Source organism: Halorubrum orientale (assembly GCF_059623105.1).
Window position 1 is genome coordinate 203,658 of the sequence record NZ_JBSPSR010000001.1, and the last position, 17,342, is coordinate 220,999.

At 66.0% G+C, this 17,342-nt stretch carries 16 protein-coding genes; 7 read left to right on the forward strand and 9 right to left on the reverse strand.

Annotated features, from left to right (window positions below):
- Positions 1 to 13 precede the first annotated feature (13 nt).
- From ACWUI7_RS01020 to ACWUI7_RS01040, 5 genes are all read right to left on the reverse strand, one after another.
- Entirely contained in the window at positions 14 to 1,144 is a 1,131-nt protein-coding gene (locus ACWUI7_RS01020) for an ABC transporter ATP-binding protein (protein ID WP_496640295.1), read from the reverse strand.
- Positions 1,134 to 2,363, reverse strand: a complete 1,230-nt coding sequence (locus ACWUI7_RS01025) for an ABC transporter ATP-binding protein (RefSeq protein WP_496640296.1) — start codon at positions 2,361 to 2,363, stop codon at positions 1,134 to 1,136. Before ACWUI7_RS01025 ends, ACWUI7_RS01020 begins: the two co-directional genes overlap by 11 nt.
- Complete coding sequence (locus tag ACWUI7_RS01030; RefSeq protein ID WP_496640297.1) at positions 2,360 to 3,256, reverse strand: ABC transporter permease; 897 nt, start codon at positions 3,254 to 3,256, stop codon at positions 2,360 to 2,362. Before ACWUI7_RS01030 ends, ACWUI7_RS01025 begins: the two co-directional genes overlap by 4 nt.
- Before the next feature lie 2 nt (positions 3,257 to 3,258).
- Positions 3,259 to 4,218 (reverse strand): ABC transporter permease, encoded by a 960-nt coding sequence (locus ACWUI7_RS01035; RefSeq protein WP_496640298.1) that lies wholly within the window; start codon positions 4,216 to 4,218, stop codon positions 3,259 to 3,261.
- A gap of 102 nt (positions 4,219 to 4,320) precedes the next feature.
- Positions 4,321 to 6,027, reverse strand: a complete 1,707-nt coding sequence (locus tag ACWUI7_RS01040) for an ABC transporter substrate-binding protein (RefSeq protein WP_496640299.1) — start codon at positions 6,025 to 6,027, stop codon at positions 4,321 to 4,323.
- Positions 6,028 to 6,279: 252 nt separating this feature from the next.
- Here ACWUI7_RS01040 and ACWUI7_RS01045 point away from each other — a divergent pair, with 252 nt between their 5' ends.
- Together ACWUI7_RS01045 and ACWUI7_RS01050 are read left to right on the forward strand one after the other, a co-directional pair.
- Entirely contained in the window at positions 6,280 to 7,782 is a 1,503-nt protein-coding gene (locus ACWUI7_RS01045) for an amidase (protein WP_496640300.1), read from the forward strand.
- Between the two features lie 72 nt (positions 7,783 to 7,854).
- Positions 7,855 to 8,046 carry a hypothetical protein gene (locus tag ACWUI7_RS01050; RefSeq protein ID WP_496640301.1) on the forward strand — a complete coding sequence of 64 codons (192 nt, stop codon included), beginning with the start codon at positions 7,855 to 7,857 and terminating at the stop codon, positions 8,044 to 8,046.
- Positions 8,047 to 8,063: 17 nt separating this feature from the next.
- Here ACWUI7_RS01050 and ACWUI7_RS01055 read toward each other — a convergent pair whose 3' ends face one another.
- Complete coding sequence (locus ACWUI7_RS01055) at positions 8,064 to 9,131, reverse strand: type II glyceraldehyde-3-phosphate dehydrogenase (RefSeq protein ID WP_496640302.1); 1,068 nt, start codon at positions 9,129 to 9,131, stop codon at positions 8,064 to 8,066.
- A 194-nt stretch (positions 9,132 to 9,325) separates the two neighbouring features.
- On the opposite strand from ACWUI7_RS01055, the gene ACWUI7_RS01060 reads away from it, so the two are divergent.
- Positions 9,326 to 10,276, forward strand: a complete 951-nt coding sequence (locus ACWUI7_RS01060; RefSeq protein WP_496640303.1) for an aminopeptidase — start codon at positions 9,326 to 9,328, stop codon at positions 10,274 to 10,276.
- Positions 10,277 to 10,310: 34 nt separating this feature from the next.
- Here ACWUI7_RS01060 and ACWUI7_RS01065 read toward each other — a convergent pair whose 3' ends face one another.
- The gene (locus ACWUI7_RS01065; RefSeq protein ID WP_496640304.1) at positions 10,311 to 11,216 is read right to left on the reverse strand and encodes an HVO_0234 family beta-propeller protein; all 906 of its coding nucleotides are present in this window, start codon (positions 11,214 to 11,216) and stop codon (positions 10,311 to 10,313) included.
- Positions 11,217 to 11,349: 133 nt separating this feature from the next.
- On the opposite strand from ACWUI7_RS01065, the gene ACWUI7_RS01070 reads away from it, so the two are divergent.
- Complete coding sequence (locus ACWUI7_RS01070) at positions 11,350 to 12,324, forward strand: nucleoside recognition protein (RefSeq protein WP_496640581.1); 975 nt, start codon at positions 11,350 to 11,352, stop codon at positions 12,322 to 12,324.
- A gap of 58 nt (positions 12,325 to 12,382) precedes the next feature.
- Here ACWUI7_RS01070 and ACWUI7_RS01075 read toward each other — a convergent pair whose 3' ends face one another.
- Complete coding sequence (locus ACWUI7_RS01075; RefSeq protein WP_496640305.1) at positions 12,383 to 13,669, reverse strand: MFS transporter; 1,287 nt, start codon at positions 13,667 to 13,669, stop codon at positions 12,383 to 12,385.
- A 135-nt stretch (positions 13,670 to 13,804) separates the two neighbouring features.
- Between ACWUI7_RS01075 and ACWUI7_RS01080 the strand changes: the two genes are divergently transcribed.
- Positions 13,805 to 14,350 (forward strand): helix-turn-helix domain-containing protein, encoded by a 546-nt coding sequence (locus ACWUI7_RS01080; protein ID WP_496640306.1) that lies wholly within the window; start codon positions 13,805 to 13,807, stop codon positions 14,348 to 14,350.
- A 25-nt stretch (positions 14,351 to 14,375) separates the two neighbouring features.
- On the forward strand, positions 14,376 to 15,548 hold the full coding sequence (locus ACWUI7_RS01085) for an HD domain-containing protein (protein ID WP_496640307.1): 1,173 nt from the start codon (positions 14,376 to 14,378) through the stop codon (positions 15,546 to 15,548).
- Positions 15,549 to 15,560: 12 nt separating this feature from the next.
- Here ACWUI7_RS01085 and ACWUI7_RS01090 read toward each other — a convergent pair whose 3' ends face one another.
- On the reverse strand, positions 15,561 to 15,959 hold the full coding sequence (locus ACWUI7_RS01090; protein ID WP_496640308.1) for a universal stress protein: 399 nt from the start codon (positions 15,957 to 15,959) through the stop codon (positions 15,561 to 15,563).
- Positions 15,960 to 16,058: 99 nt separating this feature from the next.
- On the opposite strand from ACWUI7_RS01090, the gene ACWUI7_RS01095 reads away from it, so the two are divergent.
- Positions 16,059 to 17,306, forward strand: a complete 1,248-nt coding sequence (locus ACWUI7_RS01095) for an HD domain-containing protein (RefSeq protein ID WP_496640309.1) — start codon at positions 16,059 to 16,061, stop codon at positions 17,304 to 17,306.
- Positions 17,307 to 17,342: the final 36 nt, after the last annotated feature.

Sequence of the window (17,342 nt, forward strand, 5' to 3'; positions counted from 1 at the left end):
CAGCGTACTGCGCTCACGACATTGGGTCGCGGGCCGCCCGCTCAGCGCTCGACTCACCGAGCCAGTGACAGGAGACGGCGTGTGCCGACGACGAGTCGCCGTCGGTTGTGAGTGTCTCGACGCGTGCTGGCGGGTCGACCGTGCCGGACGCCCCGGCGACGGGCGCTAACGCCGGCTCTGTCTCGGCACACCGGTCGTCGAGGTACTCCGGACAGCGCGTCCGGAACGGACAGCCGGACGGCGGATCGATCGGACTCGGGGGATTCCCCTTGAGTAGTGATTCCCGGCGCTTTTCGCCCCCGTCGACCCGTGGGATCGAGTGGAGCAGTGCCCGCGTGTACGGATGTTGTGGGTTCCCGAAGATATCCGATTTCGTCCCCTGCTCGACGATCCGCCCGAGGTACATCACGGCGACGCGGTCGCTGATGTGTTTGACGACGCTCAGGTCGTGTGCGATGAAGACGTACGAGAGGCCGTACGACTCCTGGAGCCGCTTCATCAGGTTGATGATCTGCGCTTGAACGCTCACGTCGAGCGCCGACACCGGCTCGTCGGCGACGATCAGGTCCGGCTCGACGGCGAGCGCGCGGGCGATGCCGATTCGCTGGCGCTGCCCGCCGGAGAACTCGTGAGGGTAGCGGTCGAGGTGTGTCTCTTGGAGCCCGACCTCCTCGAACAGCTCGAGGACGCGCTCGCGCGCTGCCTTGCCGGTCGCGATGTCGTGGACTGCAAGCGGCTTGGCGACGATCTCACCCGCGGTCTTCCGTGGGTTAAGCGACGAGAGCGGGTCCTGAAACACGACCTGCACGCGCTTTCTGAGCGCCCTGAGGTCGGCCCCGTCGGTGTCGGTGATGTCCGTGCCGTCGAACGAGAGCGTCCCCGCTGTGGGCGCGTACAGCCGCGAGAGCACGCGCCCAAGCGTCGTCTTCCCACAGCCCGACTCGCCGACGAGCCCGAGCGTTTCCTGGCGGCCGACGGCGAGGTCGATTCCGTCGACTGCTTTCACGTGTGTCGGCTCCCCGAAGAGCCGACTCAGGATACCTGTCTCGGTCTCGAAGTACTTTTTCAGCCCCGTTGCACGGAGGAGCGGTTCCTCACTCGACGGCTGGTCCGCTGTTGTTGGGGTAGGAGACTCAGTAGCCATTCGTGTCACCCCTCGTCGCATCGGCCGCTGCGTCACGCGCCGTCTGACCGCCGTCGGCTCTTGCGTCCGCACTGGGGGGAGCCGCGTCGTCGCGACGGCCAGTATCGGCCTCGAGTCGCTGCTCGATTGAGTCGGTGGCACCGGACTCCACCGTGGTGACCGTGTCGTCGTCGTCGACGGTGACGTACTCGTTTTCACGATGACACCGCACGACGTGTTCGGCTGTGCCGGGCGTCTCGACAGTGTACTCGACGAGCGGCCGATCACACAGCTCGAACGCGTACGCACAGCGGTTTTGGAACGGACAGCCAGCCGGTTTATCGATCAGATCCGGGACCGTCCCTTCGATCACGCTGAGGCGGTCACGCTCGTCGTCGATTCGGGGGATACTCGCGAGCAGCCCCTCTGTGTACGGGTGGTGTGGATCCTCAAAGAGAGTGTCCACACGCCCCGTCTCCATGAATTCTGAGGCGTACATCACAGCGACCCGGTCGCACGTCTCGCGGACGACACCGAGGTCGTGTGTGATGAGCAGCACGGAGATGCCGAACTCCTCGCTCAGATCGAGCAGTTCGTTGAGTATCTGCGCCTCGATGCTCACGTCGAGCGCCGTCGTCGGCTCGTCGGCGATGATGAGAGACGGGTCACCAGCAAGTGCCTGTGCGATGACGACGCGCTGGCGCATCCCACCGGACAACTGGTGTGGATACTCAGTCGCACGCTGTTCGGGCTCCGGGATCCCGACCAGCTCGAGGAGTTCGATGGCTCGCTGCCAGGACTGACTCTCCGCGTCTGTGCCGGTGAGGTATTTCCGTCGCATCTCACTCCAGAACCCCGTCCGCTCGCCGAGGGTACCGTGGTGACGCGCGACTTCGGCGATCTGCTCGCCAATCGTCATCACCGGGTTCAGACTCGTCATTGGGTCCTGAAACACCATGCTGATCGCTCCACCGCGGATCGCACGCATCTCTGGCTCGCTCAGCGAGAGGAGGTCGGTGCCGTCGAATTCGACAGCGTCCGCCTCGATGGTGCCGGCGTCGCCGAGCAGGCGCATGATCGACAGCGCCGTCACACTCTTGCCGGAGCCTGACTCGCCTACGACGCCGAACACCTCTCCAGACTCGATGTCGAATGAGATGTTGTCGACCGCGGTGAGCCGTCCTTGTCCCGTCTCGAACGACGTTGAGAGGCCGCGAACGGAAAGTAGTGGATCGCTCATTCGGCGTCCACCTCTCTGACGTCGAAAGCGTCACGAAGCGCGTCGCCGAATAGGTTGATTCCGAGCACAGTTATCATAATCAAGATGCCCGGAATGATCGAGATCCACCACGCCTGCGTGATGAAGTCACGACCTTGTCCGAGCAGCGAACCCCACGTCGGGGTCGAGGGTTTCACGCCAAGCCCGAGGAACGAGAGCGTTGCCTCCGCAAGCATCGCGCGGGCCACGAGCACAGTAAACTGGACGATAATCGGTGCGACGGTGTTCGGGAACACCTCCTCGAAGACGATCTCGAGATCACCCAGCCCGACGCTCTCTGCGGCGAGTATGTACTCTTCTTCGCGTATCGAGAGCACCTCACCCCGGGTGATCCGAGCGAAGTCGTCGATGTACGCAAAGCCGACGGCGATAACCACGTTCCACACACCCTGTCCGAAGATGGAGACGAGCATGATGGCGATGAGTAGCCAGGGGAACGCCCACATCACGTCGACGCCGCGCATCAACACGTCGTCGATCCAGCCGCCGTAGAAGCCGGCGAGCAACCCGAGGACGACCCCCGTGACCGCGCCGAACACCACGGCGCCGAGCCCGACGCCGAGACTGATCCGGGCGCCGTACATCAGTCGTGAGAGGAGGTCTCGACCGTACGAGTCGGTTCCAAGCGGCGTCTCTGCCGACAGCGCCGGTTGTGAGAGCGGAATGAAGTCCTGTGCCATCGGGTCGTGCGGTGCGAGCTCCGGTGCGAACACCGCCGCGAAGAGAAACAGTGTAACGATCACTACGCCGACTTTCGCCTTGAGATCCCGTCTGACCGTCTCGGCAAACTGCTCGAGCAGGTCTGTGCGGACGCCGAACAGCTTGCCAGCGTCGGCGTCGAATCGACTCGACACGGTCAGTCACCACCGCCGTACTTGATTCGTGGGTTAATCATCGTGTACAACAGGTCAACGACGATGTTTGCAAGCACGAACACGAACGCGATGACCAGCACCGTCCCCTGGATCATCGGGAAGTCGCGGCGGTTGATCGACCCGATCAACAGCCGGCCGAGTCCGCGGACACCGAAGACGATCTCGACGGCGACGACGCCACCGAGTACCACCGCTAAGAAGATACCAGCCAGCGTCACCACCGGAATCAGCGCGTTTTGCAGGCCGTGTTTGAACAACACGAGGTTCGTCGGCAATCCCTTCGCTCGGGCCGTTCGAATGTAATCCTCGTTGAGTACCTCAAGCATCGACGACCGCATCATCCGCATCAGGATACCGCCGTACGGGAACCCGACGGCGAACGCCGGCAGCAGGATCGAACTGAGCCAGGCGACGACCCCCTCGTTGATTGGCGTGTAGCCGAACGTCGGGATCGCAGGCACGTTCACGCCGATGAGCAGGATGAGCACGATGCCGATCCAGAAGGCGGGCATGCTGATCCCGAAAAAGCCCACCGTCGTCGAGAGGTAGTCTTCGATCTCGTACCGCTTGACCGCACTGAGGATGCCGGTCGGCACCGCGATCACCAGTGCGATGACCATGCCGAGTCCTGCGATGCTCAGTGTCGGGCCGGCGACCTGTGCGAGCGAGGCGAGGACCGGCTCGCCGGTTCGGATCGACTCGCCGAGGTTACCGGAGAGTAATCGACCGAGCCATCGGAGGTACTGAATGTACAGCGGCGCGTCTAATCCGAGCTCTGCCCGGAGCGCGTTGAGCGTCTCCGTGTCGACGTCACCGCCGAGCATCAGCCGTGCGGGGTCGCCCGGAATCGAGCGCACTGCGGCGAACACGACGGTGACCACGAAGAACATCACGAACACGGCGTGAGCCAGCCGCTTCAGGAGGTACGTCCTCAGGCCCACAGCTCGTCACCTCCGCGGACGATTACGGTCGGCCATCTCGCCGATGCGGCGCTGTGTCGTGTCGACGAGACGCCGACTCGTCTGACTGTGAGGGGTGACCGCTCACTCATTCAGCGAAGCGCGGTGGAAGTTGCTCAGCCCGGCTTGGATGCCGACGCCCGAGACACCGCTCGCGAACGCCTTCGGGTTGAGTGGGTAGACGGTCGGGATGTACGGTGCGGCCTGGATAAAGTGCTCGTTGATGCGCTGGTACACCTCGGCGCGCGCGTCGAGTTCGGGCGTCGCGTTCGCCTCTGCGAGCAACTCGCTGAACTCCTCATTGAAGTAGAGTGACCGCTGCCAGGCACCCTCTGTCGTTTCTTCGTTCGGGTAGCCGAACTGCTTGAAATCGGACATCCACGGGTCGACGTCGGCGGCACCGCCGTACTCGGTAATTAGCTGCTGGTACCGGTAGGTGTTGTCCCAGTACGACGACTGTTGTTGGATGTCGAGTTCGACTTCGATGCCGACCTCACTCAGCTGTTGTTGGATAACGGTGAGTTCGCGCTCGTTCTCGGGCAGCGCGAGGATTGATGCCTCGAAGCGCGGTTCACCGGTGTAACCGGCCTCATCGAGCAACTCGGCGGCGCGCTCGGGGTCGTAATAGTGGCCGGCAGACGGCTCGTCGCCGCCGAGTGCGTCGTACAGCCAGCCGATGGCGGGGTTGTACAGCGTGTGTGCGGCCGTGGCGTAGCCGAACAGCGCGCGCTCGACGAGCGCCTCTCGGTCGATCGCCATCCCGATCGCCCGTCGAACGCGTGGGTCGGTCGTCGGGATATCCTGGTCGTTCCACATGTCGGTCGGTGCCTCTCCAAGCCCGCTTATCCACCGGACGTCCTCCTCGTGGTCGGCTGGGTTCGTACACAAAAGCGCCATGCCGGACCACTCTCCGGAGCTCGTCTTTTCGACCCGAATCGAGTCGGTGCTCTCACCCTGGCGGGCGAACTCGCCGGTGAGGAGGTTCGCGTAGTCGATCTCGCCGCCGCGGAGCGCGGACCACATCGTGCTCGGCTCGGGGATGAGTTCGATGTCGACGCCGTCGAGGTACGGGAGCGCGTTGCCGTCCGCATCAGTCTCCCAGTAGCCGTCGTACGCGTCGAGTGTTAGTGACTCGCCTGGTGTCCGGTCGACAAGTTCGAACGGACCGCTGCCAATCGGCATGCGGCTGTACCCCTCCGGGTCGTCTGCGGCGCTCTCGTGAACGATAGTTCCCGCGCGTCCTGGCCCGCGGAGCATGAACGCCACGAACGGTGCGTAGGGTTCAGAGAGCGAAACGGTGAGTTCGAGCCCATCGGCCTCGATAGACTCCACGTTGCTCACCTTTCCGGTGTGTGGTGAGGTCTCCATCCCCTGGAGGCGTTCGAGCGACCACTTGACGGCCTCGGCGTCGAGCGGGTCGCCGTTGTGGAACGTCATCCCCTCGTTGAGCTCAAAGACGTACGTGGTGTCGTCCGGCAGCGACCAGTCTGCGGCGGCGTCACCGACGATCTGGTTGTTCTGGTCGAGTTTCAACAGGCCGTTGAACAGGTTCGAGTGCACCTCGATTTGGATGCCGAGATCGACCATGTGCGGGTCAAGGAACTCGATCTCGTCGGTGAGCCAGCCGGCGGTGATCCGTCCACCGGCTGAGCCGGACTCACCGCCGCTCTCGTCGCTTCCAGTGTCCCCGTCGCTCGCCATTTCTCCGTCGCCGCTCCCCCCACCCGACTCACCGCCACCGCCGAGACACCCAGCAGTTGCCCCGATTCCAGCCGTACCGAGTAGTTTCATAGTAGTTCGTCGATCGATCGTTGGTCCTTCGAGATCAGATCTCGAAATATCGCCAGTCATGACAACAAATGACAGAGCTAGGCGAATGGGTATAAAACTACGCATACATGCAGAAAATAACCGAGACTCACGGGTGAATGTCCACAGTTATCCAATTAACTATACAATTGAAGAGACTGTCTGGAAATTAGACATTCGCCCTGTCCGTGTCGCCGAAAGCGCTATTGAGGCCCCGTCTGTCTGCCCGAACAGATGACCGACCGACCGATTCCGGCCGACTTCGAGCTCGTAGAAACAACCGTCGCGGACGTCCACGCGGCGTTCGAGGAGACGACGCTCACGGCCGAGGGGCTCGTCGAGGTATTCCTTGACCGCATCGAGCGACACAACGACGCGCTCAACGCAGTCATCACGACCAACGAGGCGGCGATGGATCGTGCACGCGCGCTCGATACACGGTTCACATCGCATGGGCTCACGGGGCCGCTCCACGGGATCCCAGTCGCGATCAAAGACAACCACGATACGGCTGACATGCCGACGACGGCCGGGTCAGTCCGGTTCGCTGAGTTCGTCCCCGAGTCGGACGCGGTCGTTGTCAAGCGACTTCGTGAGGCGGGCGCGGTGATCGTCGCGAAAGCCAACCTCCAGGAGCTCTCTTTTGGCGTCGATTCCGTGAGCTCACTCGGCGGGGAGACGCGCAACCCGTATGCCCTCGATCGGCGGCCGTCGGGGTCAAGCGGCGGTACCGCTGTCGCGGTGGCGAGCAACCTTGCGGTCGTTGGTACCGGCACCGACACCTGCTCGTCAGTACGCTCACCGCCGGCGTTCACGAATCTCGTCGGTCTCCGTCCGACGATTGGGTTAGTGAGCCGAACAGGGATCGTCCCGCTGTCGCTGACCCAAGACACTGCCGGACCAATCACCCGTACAGTCGAAGACGCGGCGCGGGTGCTTGACGTGCTCGTCGGCTTCGATCCCGCTGACCCAGTGACCGCGCGCGGCGCAGACCAGGTTCCGGCCGATGGCTACGTCGCACACGCCGACCCAAGCGGGCTTGAGGGCGCTCGAATTGGTGTCCTCCGTGACTTCTTCGGTGCGTCGGATCCGACGAACTCGGCGGCCGATACGGCTCCGGCGGTCACCGCGACTGTCGAGGCGGCGCTCGCGACGATGGAAGCCGCCGGCGCGACCGTGGTGGACGACGTCTCGCTCGTCGACCCGGACCGTCTTGAGTCCGCACGTGTAGTGGGTGATGAGTTCGAGCGCGACTTCGACCGGTACCTCGCCGAACGGCCGGCGACCCCGGTCGACTCGCTTCGTGAGCTCGCCGAGAGTGGGACAGTAGCCGAGAGCGTCGAGCGCCGGCTGCTGGATGGAGACATCCTCGACACCGATGTGGACACACTCGAGACGAACCCGACGTACCTCCGGTCGCTCGCCGACCGGGAGGCGCTTCGGACTGAAGCGATCGCCGGGCTCGTCGACGCCGACCTCGACGCGGTCGTCTACCCGCCTTCTGCTGTCCTCCCAGTCGAGATTCCCGAGCACCAGCCGTTCTCCGAGATGCGCTGTGAGCTGGCCGCACACACCGGACTGCCGGCGATCGTTGTGCCTGTCGGCTTCGCGGGTGACGACATCCCCGTCGGGCTCGAGTTGCTCGGGCGGCCGTTCGACGAGCCGCGCCTCTTCGAACTCGCCGCCGGCTACGAGGCTGCCGCCGACCACCGACGGCCCCCGGCCGACTTCGAGTGAGCCGCGCGACTACTTTCAGTTTCACTGTGCGGTTGGGTCGGATATAGGTTCGATCCACCGGACTGGGGTGGTATGAGCGCTACTCTCGAGAGCCGACCGCGGTACGCCACGGAGACCCGTGTGGACGTCACGAACTGTCGCACCGACCGGATCGCCGACCGTGTTCGGTCGAATCGCGTCGCCGACGCCGAGGTACACCTCGAACGGCGGGGCGGCCGAACGTTCCTCGTCGCGACGCCGACAGACACTGACCGCTCGTTGTAGGGGGCCAATCACCCGCTTCAGTCGTCTGCGGCGACCGGGTCGCGGTTTCGCTGGTCGGCGTCGAGCAGACTCCGAAGCCCGACGCCGAGCGATTCGTTCGTTCGCGTGACGGAGGTCGCCGCTGAGCAGTCGGTCGTCATCGCGCGGATCGCGTCGATATTCTCGGGGACGACGTCGGCCTCCTGGTGGACATTTTGAAACAAGGACACATCTCGCCCGGAGACGCTCACTGACTCCGCCCAGATGCAGTTCTCCCAGAGGTCACCACGCGGCCGTCCGCGGTCCATCGCGTATTCTTTCAGTGCCCCTGCCCCGTCGATACCGGCGTCCGGTGGGACGAGGAAGAGCCGGTCCTCGCCGGCGAGACGCTCACGCACCGCCGCTGTCGTCGGCATGGACTGAAGCGTGACGTCGACGCTGTGAGTGTGCATCGCGGTGACGGGGGCCTTCAGTGCGGCCGTGTGGACGTCGACGTCTGACAACACGGTGTTCACGTCGGGACCGTGGTGTGATGGGACAGAGACCGGATCTGGAACGATGTCGTTTATCGGACCGCGGTCGGTCTCGCTCGGGTCACCGCCCCGGCGAATCAGGGTGACCCGCGCCTTCTCGACGCCGTATGCTTCCTTGAGTGGTGCGAGGAGTCGCGCAAGTCCGGTGGTGTTACACGAGACGACCCGCACCGCGTCGGCGCCGCGGGCAGCGTCGAAGTTCGCCCGCGCGGTGAACGAGGTGTCGGCGACGGCGGCGTCCTCGCCGCCTTGGAACACCGCGGGGGTGTCGTGGGCGGCGTACGTGGCGTGGTTCTCGGCGCCCACGCCGGACGGACCGCAGTCGACGACGACGTCGACCGACTCAAGGAGGTCTGAGAGTGCGCCGGCGGTAGGAAGGTTACTGTCGGCGAACCTGTCGAGGCTGGCCTCCGTCGCCGCGTAGAGGTCGTATCCGCGTCGCACGGCCGTCTCTGCGCCGTGGTTCGGTCGCGTCTTCGTGACGCCGACGAGTTCCATATCTGGCTGGGCGGCGACCGCGTCTGCGACCCGTTTACCGATCGTCCCGTATCCGTTCACGCCCACACGTGTCATATCTTTACGACCGGACGAACGCATCATAATTGTTTCGGGTATTACAGGGCAGAAACTAACTACAGTTCGAGTACTTTGCCAGAAAAGCCGCCGAATTCCGTAATGATACTCTATTGCATTGCGCAGTAAAAATAAAATATTCGCATCGAGCCGGCGGCAGAAGAGCTAACCCCGCCGGTACCGACCGAACAGGCATGAGTGACGCGCTTACGGCGGCAGCCCGCACGGCGGTCGGACAGTGTCTCGGTGTCGGCTCCGAGGAGTCCGTCGTCGTCGTCACCGACGACGAGCGTGAGCCGATCGGCGAAGCGCTCTACGACGCGGCCGCCGCAGTCACGGACGACGTCACGCTGCTCCGGTATCCACCGAGCGACCAACACGGCACGGAGCCGCCGGCGCCGGTCGCAGCCGCGATGACCGAGAGCGACGTCTTCTTCGCCCCAACGACGAAGAGTTTGAGTCATACACGCGCCCGAGGAGCTGCCTGCGCCGCGGACGCCCGAGGGGCGACCCTCCCCGGCATCACGCAGTCGGTGTTCGAGGCCGGCCTCGACGCCGACTACGACGCCATCGACGCCGCTTGCGACTCAGTGCTTGAGGCCGTCGGCGACGCCTCGACGATCCGCGTCACCGCGCCAGCCGGAACCGATCTCACCGTCGAGGTCGGCGACCGCGAGTGGCTCGCGGACCGCGGGGTCGTCCACACGCCCGGTGCGTTCTCAAATCTCCCCGCCGGCGAGGTGTTTCTCGCGCCCGACACCGCGAGTGGCACTGTCATCGTCGATGGAACGATGATGCCACACGGTCGCCTCGAGTCTGCTCAGTCGGTGACGATCGACGTCGCTGACGGACTCGTTACAGCCATCGATGACGACGCGATTCGCGCGGACGTCGAGGCCTCCGCTGCGTCCGTCGGCGACGACGCGTACACCTTCGCCGAGCTTGGGATCGGCACCAACGTCGGTGTCGACCAACTCGTCGGCTCTGTCCTCCTCGATGAGAAGGCCGCCGGCACGATCCACGTTGCTATTGGCGATAATGCGGGGATCGGCGGCAACACCGACGCGCCGATCCATCTCGATGGTGTCGTCCGTGACCCGACCGTCTACGCCGACGGCGAGCCGGTCGAGCTACCGACTCTCTGACCCCGTTGTGGGGAGCCATCGGCGAGCTGTCCGACTACTCACTAGGCGCGACCGTGACTCCCGAGACACCAGGCACGCCGAGCGCCTGGTGTCGCCATCCGTCCCCGGCCTCAACACACAGCGTTCCGGCCTCGGTGACGACGATGGCGAGCCCTGGATGGGCGGCAAGCGCAACCGGTCGCTCATCGACTGGAAGCGCGGTTTCGGCCCACGAAACCGCACTCCAGTCCGTCTCGCCCGTCTCGTGTGCGAGGAGGTGTCCGTCGACGACCGCCAGCGCGGCCCCTTTGCCGTCCGCCGCCACAGCCGTTGCGTCCCCCTCGATGGCCGGCATCCAGCCGTTCCCGAGCCAGTAGAGCCCGGTCGCGGTTGCGGCGAGTGGCATCCCCGCAGCGACCACGTCGCGCGCGTCTTCGAGGCCAACCGAGACGAGCACAGACCCGCGCTCCGTCGCCCCCTCTGTGGAGCCGTCGACGCGGTGAACCCCATTTCGCCCGGCAACGAACGGCCCGGCTATCGCGGTGACGTCGTCGAGGCGGCCCACCCGGTGCGTTCCCGTCAGTGTGCCGTCGTCGTCGACCGTGACTCGCGAGAGCGTCCCGTCTGCGTCCGCAATCAAGAGCGCCCCATCGGTGTCACCAACTGCGACCGGGACGTCGCCGTCGATGTCGACCCGCGTCGGTTCGTCCCCCACTGGACCGGTGTAGAGACCGTGTGCTGTCGCGGCCGCGATCACCGGGGAGCGTCCGGGGCGCGCACAGACGGCCACGTCCGTGACTACGCCGCGGTCGCCGACCAGCTCGAAGGTGCCGACCTTGTCGCCCGAAATCGCGACCCGCACGAGCCCGGTCTCTGTCGCGACATAGACGTCGCTGCGGCCCGTGCTCCCCGCGTACACACGCTTTTCGTCGATCGAGATGTCGTCGTCAGCGGGTGCCATCGCCCGGCGATTCACACCCGACTCGTATAAGCTCCGCGAGCGATCGCGACCGTCCGGCACGGCGTTTCAGCGCGGCGCGCGGCGTTCCGACGCCCCTTTGAGCGGTCCCCAACTACCGTCGCGAGTGACTCCGATCGTCGCCGAACTCCTCGGGCTGCTCGCGGAGGTCCTCCCGCGGCTCGCGCGCATCACCGCGTTCATCGCTGCTGGTGTGTTCCTCGCCAATATCGCCGTCGCGTTCGGGCTGATCCGATACGTCGCGGGCCTCGCTGGTCTCCTCACGCACCCTGCAAACCTCCCAGACGAGGTCGGGACGGCGATCCTCACCACCGCTGCTTCAACGACCGCGGGCTACGCGACGCTTGCGGAGTACCGAGAGTCGGGGCTGCTTGACGACCGCGCGACGCTCGTTGCGGTGGTGATAAACACGTTTTTTGGCTTCGTCCAGCACGTCTTCACCTACTACGTCCCCGTGCTCATCCCCATCCTCGGCCGGACGACAGGCGTCCTCTATGTCTCGGCGCGAGCGGGGATCGCGCTCGCGATCACGATCACCGGGGTGGTACTCGGGGGGTTCTTGCTCTCCGAGCGCAACGTCGATCGCTCGGCGCTCGCAAACATCGATGCGAGCGGCCCGGGGGCGGACGACCGCACGGCCAAAGCGCGCGTCCGCGGTGCGGCCACGAAGTCGTGGTCGACGCTTCGACGTATCGTTCCGCGGCTCGCGGTCGTGTACACGCTTGTCATTGGTCTCGTGAGCCGCTACGACGTCTCCTCGTTGACGGCCGTCGCGGAGCCGGCCACGAGTCTCCTTGGCCTCCCTGGCGCTGCGGTGCCCGTCATCGCCGTTTATACGCTCGATACGACCGCGGGCGCTGTCACGATCGAGCCGCTGCTCGGCGACCCGTTCATCCCACGCACCGCGGTCGCGACGCTGCTTATCGGCGGCATCCTCTCGTTTGCGGTGTCGACGTTCCGACGCTCGATCCCGTTCCAGTACGGTATCTGGGGCGCGTCGTTCGGGACGAAAGTCATCGCCGTCAACACGGCGTTAAAGCTCGTGTTCATCTCGGTGACCGTGACGCTCTTGTTGCTTCCAGTGTGGTGACGCCGGCAGACCCGCGCATGACACGGCCACCGAGGGCCACCGCGCTGGCACTGGCGCCTCACTCGCCGGCGACGGCGGTGGGTTCCGATTCGCTCGTGTCACCGTACCGGGTCACGATGACGACCGTCGCGGCACTCGCACAGAGCGCGGCGACACCGACGAGCCCGAACGTCGGTTGGTACCCGACGGCCTCGATGAGCGCGCCGAAGACGGGCGGGGCAACCGTGTTCCCGATCATGATGCCGATCGTCACGACCGCGAAGTTCCGTCCGATGTCGCGACGCGCGGAGAGCCGATCGGCGAGCTTGTCCCGGGCGGGGAGGCCAAGGCTCCCGAGGCTGCCGGCGAGGACGCCGACGCCGAGAGCGACGATCGGCGGCGCAACGGCCGCGGCGAGCCCGAACACCGCGAGAGCGACGAGCCCGTAGGCGGCCGCCAGGATCGTGCCGGGGCGGAACCGATCTGCCAACACCCCACCGATGAGGATGAGCCCGGCGCCGACGACGAACATCGCCGTCAGCGAGAGGCTCGCGAGCTCGTCGGCGAGACCGTACCCCTCGGTGAGGAACACCACCAGGTACGAGGAGACGCCCCAGAACGCGATCGACGCGAGCATCGAGACGACTCCCAACCCGAGGATCGGCCCGGAGTCGGCGAGCGCCCGGAGCTCCGCTCGGATCCGCCCGCCTACTGTGTCGTCGTCCCGTTGCCGCTCGTCGGTCGCGCCGGTGTTCGGCCGCGTGATATCGTCGCTCACGTGCTGGGCGAGCACCGTGCACGCGACGACGCCATACATAGCACCGACGACGGCGATTAGTCCGAACGCGTGTCGCCAACTCGTTCCTGGCAGCGCGGTGACGCCGAGGATCACGACCGGCGGCGCAGCGAATCCGAGGTTGCCGGCGAAGCCGTGCGCACTGTAGGCCGCGCCGCGCCGTGACGCGCTGGTCGCGTCCGACAGCAAGGGGAAGTGTGCCGGGTGGTGGCCGGCGACGCCGGCACCGAGGACCGCCTGTCCGAGGAGGAGCACCTCGTAGCTTGGGGCGACCGCGAGGATCCCGGCGCCGAGCGCGCCGAGGCCGAGACACAGCGCCAGCGTCAGCACGCGGTCGTACGCGTCCGAGAGGTAGCCGTACGGGAGCTGAAGCGTCGTGTTCACGAGCGCTTGCACGCCCATCGCGACGCCGAGCGCGCCGATCCCGACGTCGAAGTCTCCCGCGAGTGTCGCGAGGATCGGTGGAAAAAGCAGCAAGTAGAGGTGATTTACGACGTGTGACCCGCTCACAAGCCCGACGACGAGCGCGGTCTCACGCGGGAGCGTCTCGAGCGCGTCGCGCGGGTCCATCGGCGCATCTCGCCGTCGACACGACAAAACGGTACCAGATGCGGCCGGCGTTGCCGATGGCGTCGAGACCGTCGACGGCGCTCGACGCCCGCCATCCCGTCACCTTTTATCGGGTAGCGCGCCCTATCTCGGGGTATGCCGAAGTACTCGACGGGCGGTAGCGGAGGCGGCACCGGCGGCGACGCCTGCGAGCTCTGCGGCCGGGAGACGACCGACCTCGGGCAGGCGAACGTGGCCGGCGCGACGCTGCTTGTTTGTTCGGCCTGTCGGTCACACGACGACGCGGGCAACGCGCCCAGTAGCGCCGATGACACGTCCGACGGTCCCGATCACACCGGAACGGGCGGGGGGTCGACCGGAACACGGAGTCGCACACAGGAGCTGGCGAACAAGCAGGCGCGAATGTACGACGCCGCGACGGGCGGCTCTGACCGCTGGGAGGCCGAAGGGACGAGCTACGAGGACGACCAGTTGCCGTACCTCGTGGCCGACTACGGTGATCGGGCCACCGAGGCGCGTCAGGCGGCCGGCCTCACCGTTGAGGAGGTTGCAGCCGAACTCGACGTCGAGGAGCGAGACCTCCTCGCAATCGAGGACGGCCGGGCGGCGACGGCGACGGTCGGCGGCTCGGTGGTGCGCGCACTCGCCGACCGACTCGGTGTAACGCTCGTCGACGAGTGACGGGTCAACACGGCGGCTTCGGCGCGTGATGCGGGTCAAAGATAGTGTCCACGGCCACGTGCGGCTGGGGCCGGTTGCGACTGACCTGATCGACACGCCCGCCTTCCAGCGACTGCGCCACATCAAGCAACTCTCTACGGTCCGGCTCGTGTACCCGTCGGCAAATCACACCCGATTCGAGCACAGCCTCGGCGTCTATCACCTGGCGTGTGCCGCCGTTGAGGAACTCGGTATCGACGCCGACACCGCCGCACACGTTCGGGCGGCCGCGATGCTTCACGACGTGGGACACGGCCCCTACGGTCACCAGACGGAAGGGATCATCCGTCGCCGGACAGGCCGTGACCACGACGAGGTTGCGTGGCTTGTAACCGACCCCGACCGCGCGGTCACCGCGGTCCTCGAACGCCACGGACTCAACCCGTCGCGCGTCGCGTCACTGATCGCCGGCGAGGAGGCGATCGGCCCGCTGGTCTCTGGTGAACTCGATGTCGACCGGATGGACTACCTCGTGCGCGACGCCCACCACACGGGCGTCCCGTACGGGACCGTCGACACGGGACGGCTTGTGACGGCGCTTCGGACCACGGCGGATGACGAGCTCGTGCTGGCCGAGGGAAACGTCGCTACTGCGGAAAGTCTGCTGCTCGCGCGGTCGTTGATGAACGCGGTGGTGTACCGCCACCACGTCTCGCGGGTCGCGGGCGCGATGCTCGAACGTGCCTGCGAGCGGTACCTTGAGCGGGCTCCAATCGGCACCTCGCGCTTCCGTCGGCTGGCCGACCACGAACTATTGGTCGGGCTCCGTGAGCACGTCCCGGCACTCGGCCGTCGGATCGAGCGTCGCGACCTGTACAAGCGTGCGGTCTGGGTCGGGGTTGACCGCGTTCCGGCGGGAACCGTCGAAGCGACTCGGACCGACGAGCGCGCGGCTGAGCGCGAGATCGCCGGGGCGGCAGGGCTCGACCGTGATCAGGTTATCGTCGACGTCCCCCCGCGACCGACGGTGAAAGGCTCGGGTGCAGCCGTCGCCGTCGGTGGTGAGACGCAACGGCTCGACGACGCCTCGACGCTGGTGGCCGGACTGCAGGCGGCCGAGCGCGAGCGCTGGCGACTCGGCGTGTACTGTCCGGCCGAGCACGTCACGGCGGTGCGGTCTGCAGCCGAGACCGTCCTCGGGCTCGAAGACAGCACGTGAGCCGCTCGGGGGTCAGTTTTCGCCTTTCGGGACCGCGAACACCGGCCGGTCACTCTGAAGAATAACGTTCTGCGTGACGCTCCCGAAGACTGCCTTTCCACTTGGTCGTCGCTTTCGGCCGGACAGACAGATCGCGTCGGCGTCGATGGCTTCGGCGGCGGCGACGATCTCCTCTCCGGGGTCGCCGCTGGCCTCGTAGTGGTCGTACGCGATGGCCGCGTCGTCGAGGGCCTCGCTGGCACGCCGAACCGCAGCGAGCTGGTTCACCGACGCGCCTTCCGGATTGTCACGAAACACGTGACAGAGGTGGACGGTCATCCCGTCGGCTGCCCCCGGTAGGTCGGCGATCGCCCGCGCCTGTGCGAGTGCTCGCTCCTCGTCGTCGTCGATGGCCACGAGTACGTCGTACATACCTCACGATCCATCATGCGGGGTACTAAACCGTGCCGACATTGCCGCGTCGACGAACACGGCGCGGACGTTTTTACCTGATTGTGCCCAACTCACCGTATGGTCACGGTCAAAGACACCGTCCACGACCACATCACTGTCGACGGTGTCGGCGCGGCCCTCCTCGACACCCCGCCGGTCCAACGACTCCGGCACATCTCCCAGCTCGGGACGGTACAACTCGTGTACCCGTCGGCGAATCACACCCGGTTCGAACACAGTCTTGGCGTCTATCACCTCGCACGCCGTGCCCTCGACCACCTCGGCATTGAGGGGCGACGCGCGGATCGCATCGAAGCGGCCGCGATGCTTCACGACGTGGGACACGGCCCGTTCAGCCACAACCTGGAGGCGCTCACACATCGTCGAACGGGGAAGTACCACGACGACGTGCAGGCGCTCGTGACCGACGGGGTCGTCGGTGACACGCTTCGCGACCACGACCTTGACCCGGCGCACGTTGCGTCGCTGATTACCGGTGAGGGACCGTACGCCGGGCTGATATCTGGGGAACTTGACGTCGACCGAATGGACTACCTGGTGCGTGACGCTTACCATACCGGGGTGCCATACGGGACCATCGACACCGGCCGCTTCGTCAGAGAGCTCGCGTTTGTCGAGGGCGCCGCCGAGGACGGCGGCCCAGCACTCGTCTTAGACGAGGGGAACGTACAGACGGCAGAGAGCCTCCTGCTCGCCCGGGCGCTGATGAATCCCGTGGTGTACACCCACCACGTCGCGCGGATCTCGAAGGCGATGGTGCGCCGGGCAGCGGCCGACCTGCTCGACGCGACGCCGACGACCGCCGAGGAACTCCGCCGGATGGACGACCACGACTTCCTCGCCGCGATCCGCGCGTGTCCGGAGACAGCCGACCTCTCGCGCCGCTACGACGAGCGAGCCCTCTATAAGCGGGCGGTATGGGCAGAGTACGACGACGTACCACAGCGCGTCCGCGACGCCGACTATGCTGAGACGCTGTCACTTGAGACGGAAATCGCCGAGGTCGCCGACGTCGATCGTACGGATGTGATCCTCGACGTTCCGGCGGAGCCGACGATGCGAGAGTCGACCGCACGGGTGACGGTCAACGGCGAGATCCGCCGGCTGGGGCGCCAGTCACCGCTCGTCGCCGCGCTCCGCACCGCCCAGAAGAACCAGTGGCGTCTCGGGGTGTACGCGCCGTCGGCGGCGACCGACCGCGTCGGACGGGCAGCGGCCGAGGTGCTCGGACTCGATCCCGACGCAATCGTCGTCGAGGTCCGTCGAGCGCTGCCGACGACGCTCGCCGAGTTCGACACCGAGTGAAGCAGGTTCACCGCTCCGATCGGGACCAGTAGGGTC

Excerpts from the sequence above, each read along its gene's own strand:
- ACWUI7_RS01045 (WP_496640300.1), top strand. The coding sequence starts at position 6,280 with ATGACCGACCGACCGATTCCGGCCGACTTCGAGCTCGTAGAAACAACC.
- ACWUI7_RS01090 (WP_496640308.1), bottom strand. The coding sequence starts at position 15,959 with ATGTACGACGTACTCGTGGCCATCGACGACGACGAGGAGCGAGCACTC.
- ACWUI7_RS01060 (WP_496640303.1), top strand. The coding sequence starts at position 9,326 with ATGAGTGACGCGCTTACGGCGGCAGCCCGCACGGCGGTCGGACAGTGT.
- ACWUI7_RS01095 (WP_496640309.1), top strand. The coding sequence starts at position 16,059 with ATGGTCACGGTCAAAGACACCGTCCACGACCACATCACTGTCGACGGT.
- ACWUI7_RS01020 (WP_496640295.1), bottom strand. The coding sequence starts at position 1,144 with ATGGCTACTGAGTCTCCTACCCCAACAACAGCGGACCAGCCGTCGAGT.
- ACWUI7_RS01050 (WP_496640301.1), top strand. The coding sequence starts at position 7,855 with ATGAGCGCTACTCTCGAGAGCCGACCGCGGTACGCCACGGAGACCCGT.
- ACWUI7_RS01080 (WP_496640306.1), top strand. The coding sequence starts at position 13,805 with ATGCCGAAGTACTCGACGGGCGGTAGCGGAGGCGGCACCGGCGGCGAC.
- ACWUI7_RS01055 (WP_496640302.1), bottom strand. The coding sequence starts at position 9,131 with ATGACACGTGTGGGCGTGAACGGATACGGGACGATCGGTAAACGGGTC.
- ACWUI7_RS01025 (WP_496640296.1), bottom strand. The coding sequence starts at position 2,363 with ATGAGCGATCCACTACTTTCCGTTCGCGGCCTCTCAACGTCGTTCGAG.
- ACWUI7_RS01040 (WP_496640299.1), bottom strand. The coding sequence starts at position 6,027 with ATGAAACTACTCGGTACGGCTGGAATCGGGGCAACTGCTGGGTGTCTC.
- ACWUI7_RS01065 (WP_496640304.1), bottom strand. The coding sequence starts at position 11,216 with ATGGCACCCGCTGACGACGACATCTCGATCGACGAAAAGCGTGTGTAC.
- ACWUI7_RS01075 (WP_496640305.1), bottom strand. The coding sequence starts at position 13,669 with ATGGACCCGCGCGACGCGCTCGAGACGCTCCCGCGTGAGACCGCGCTC.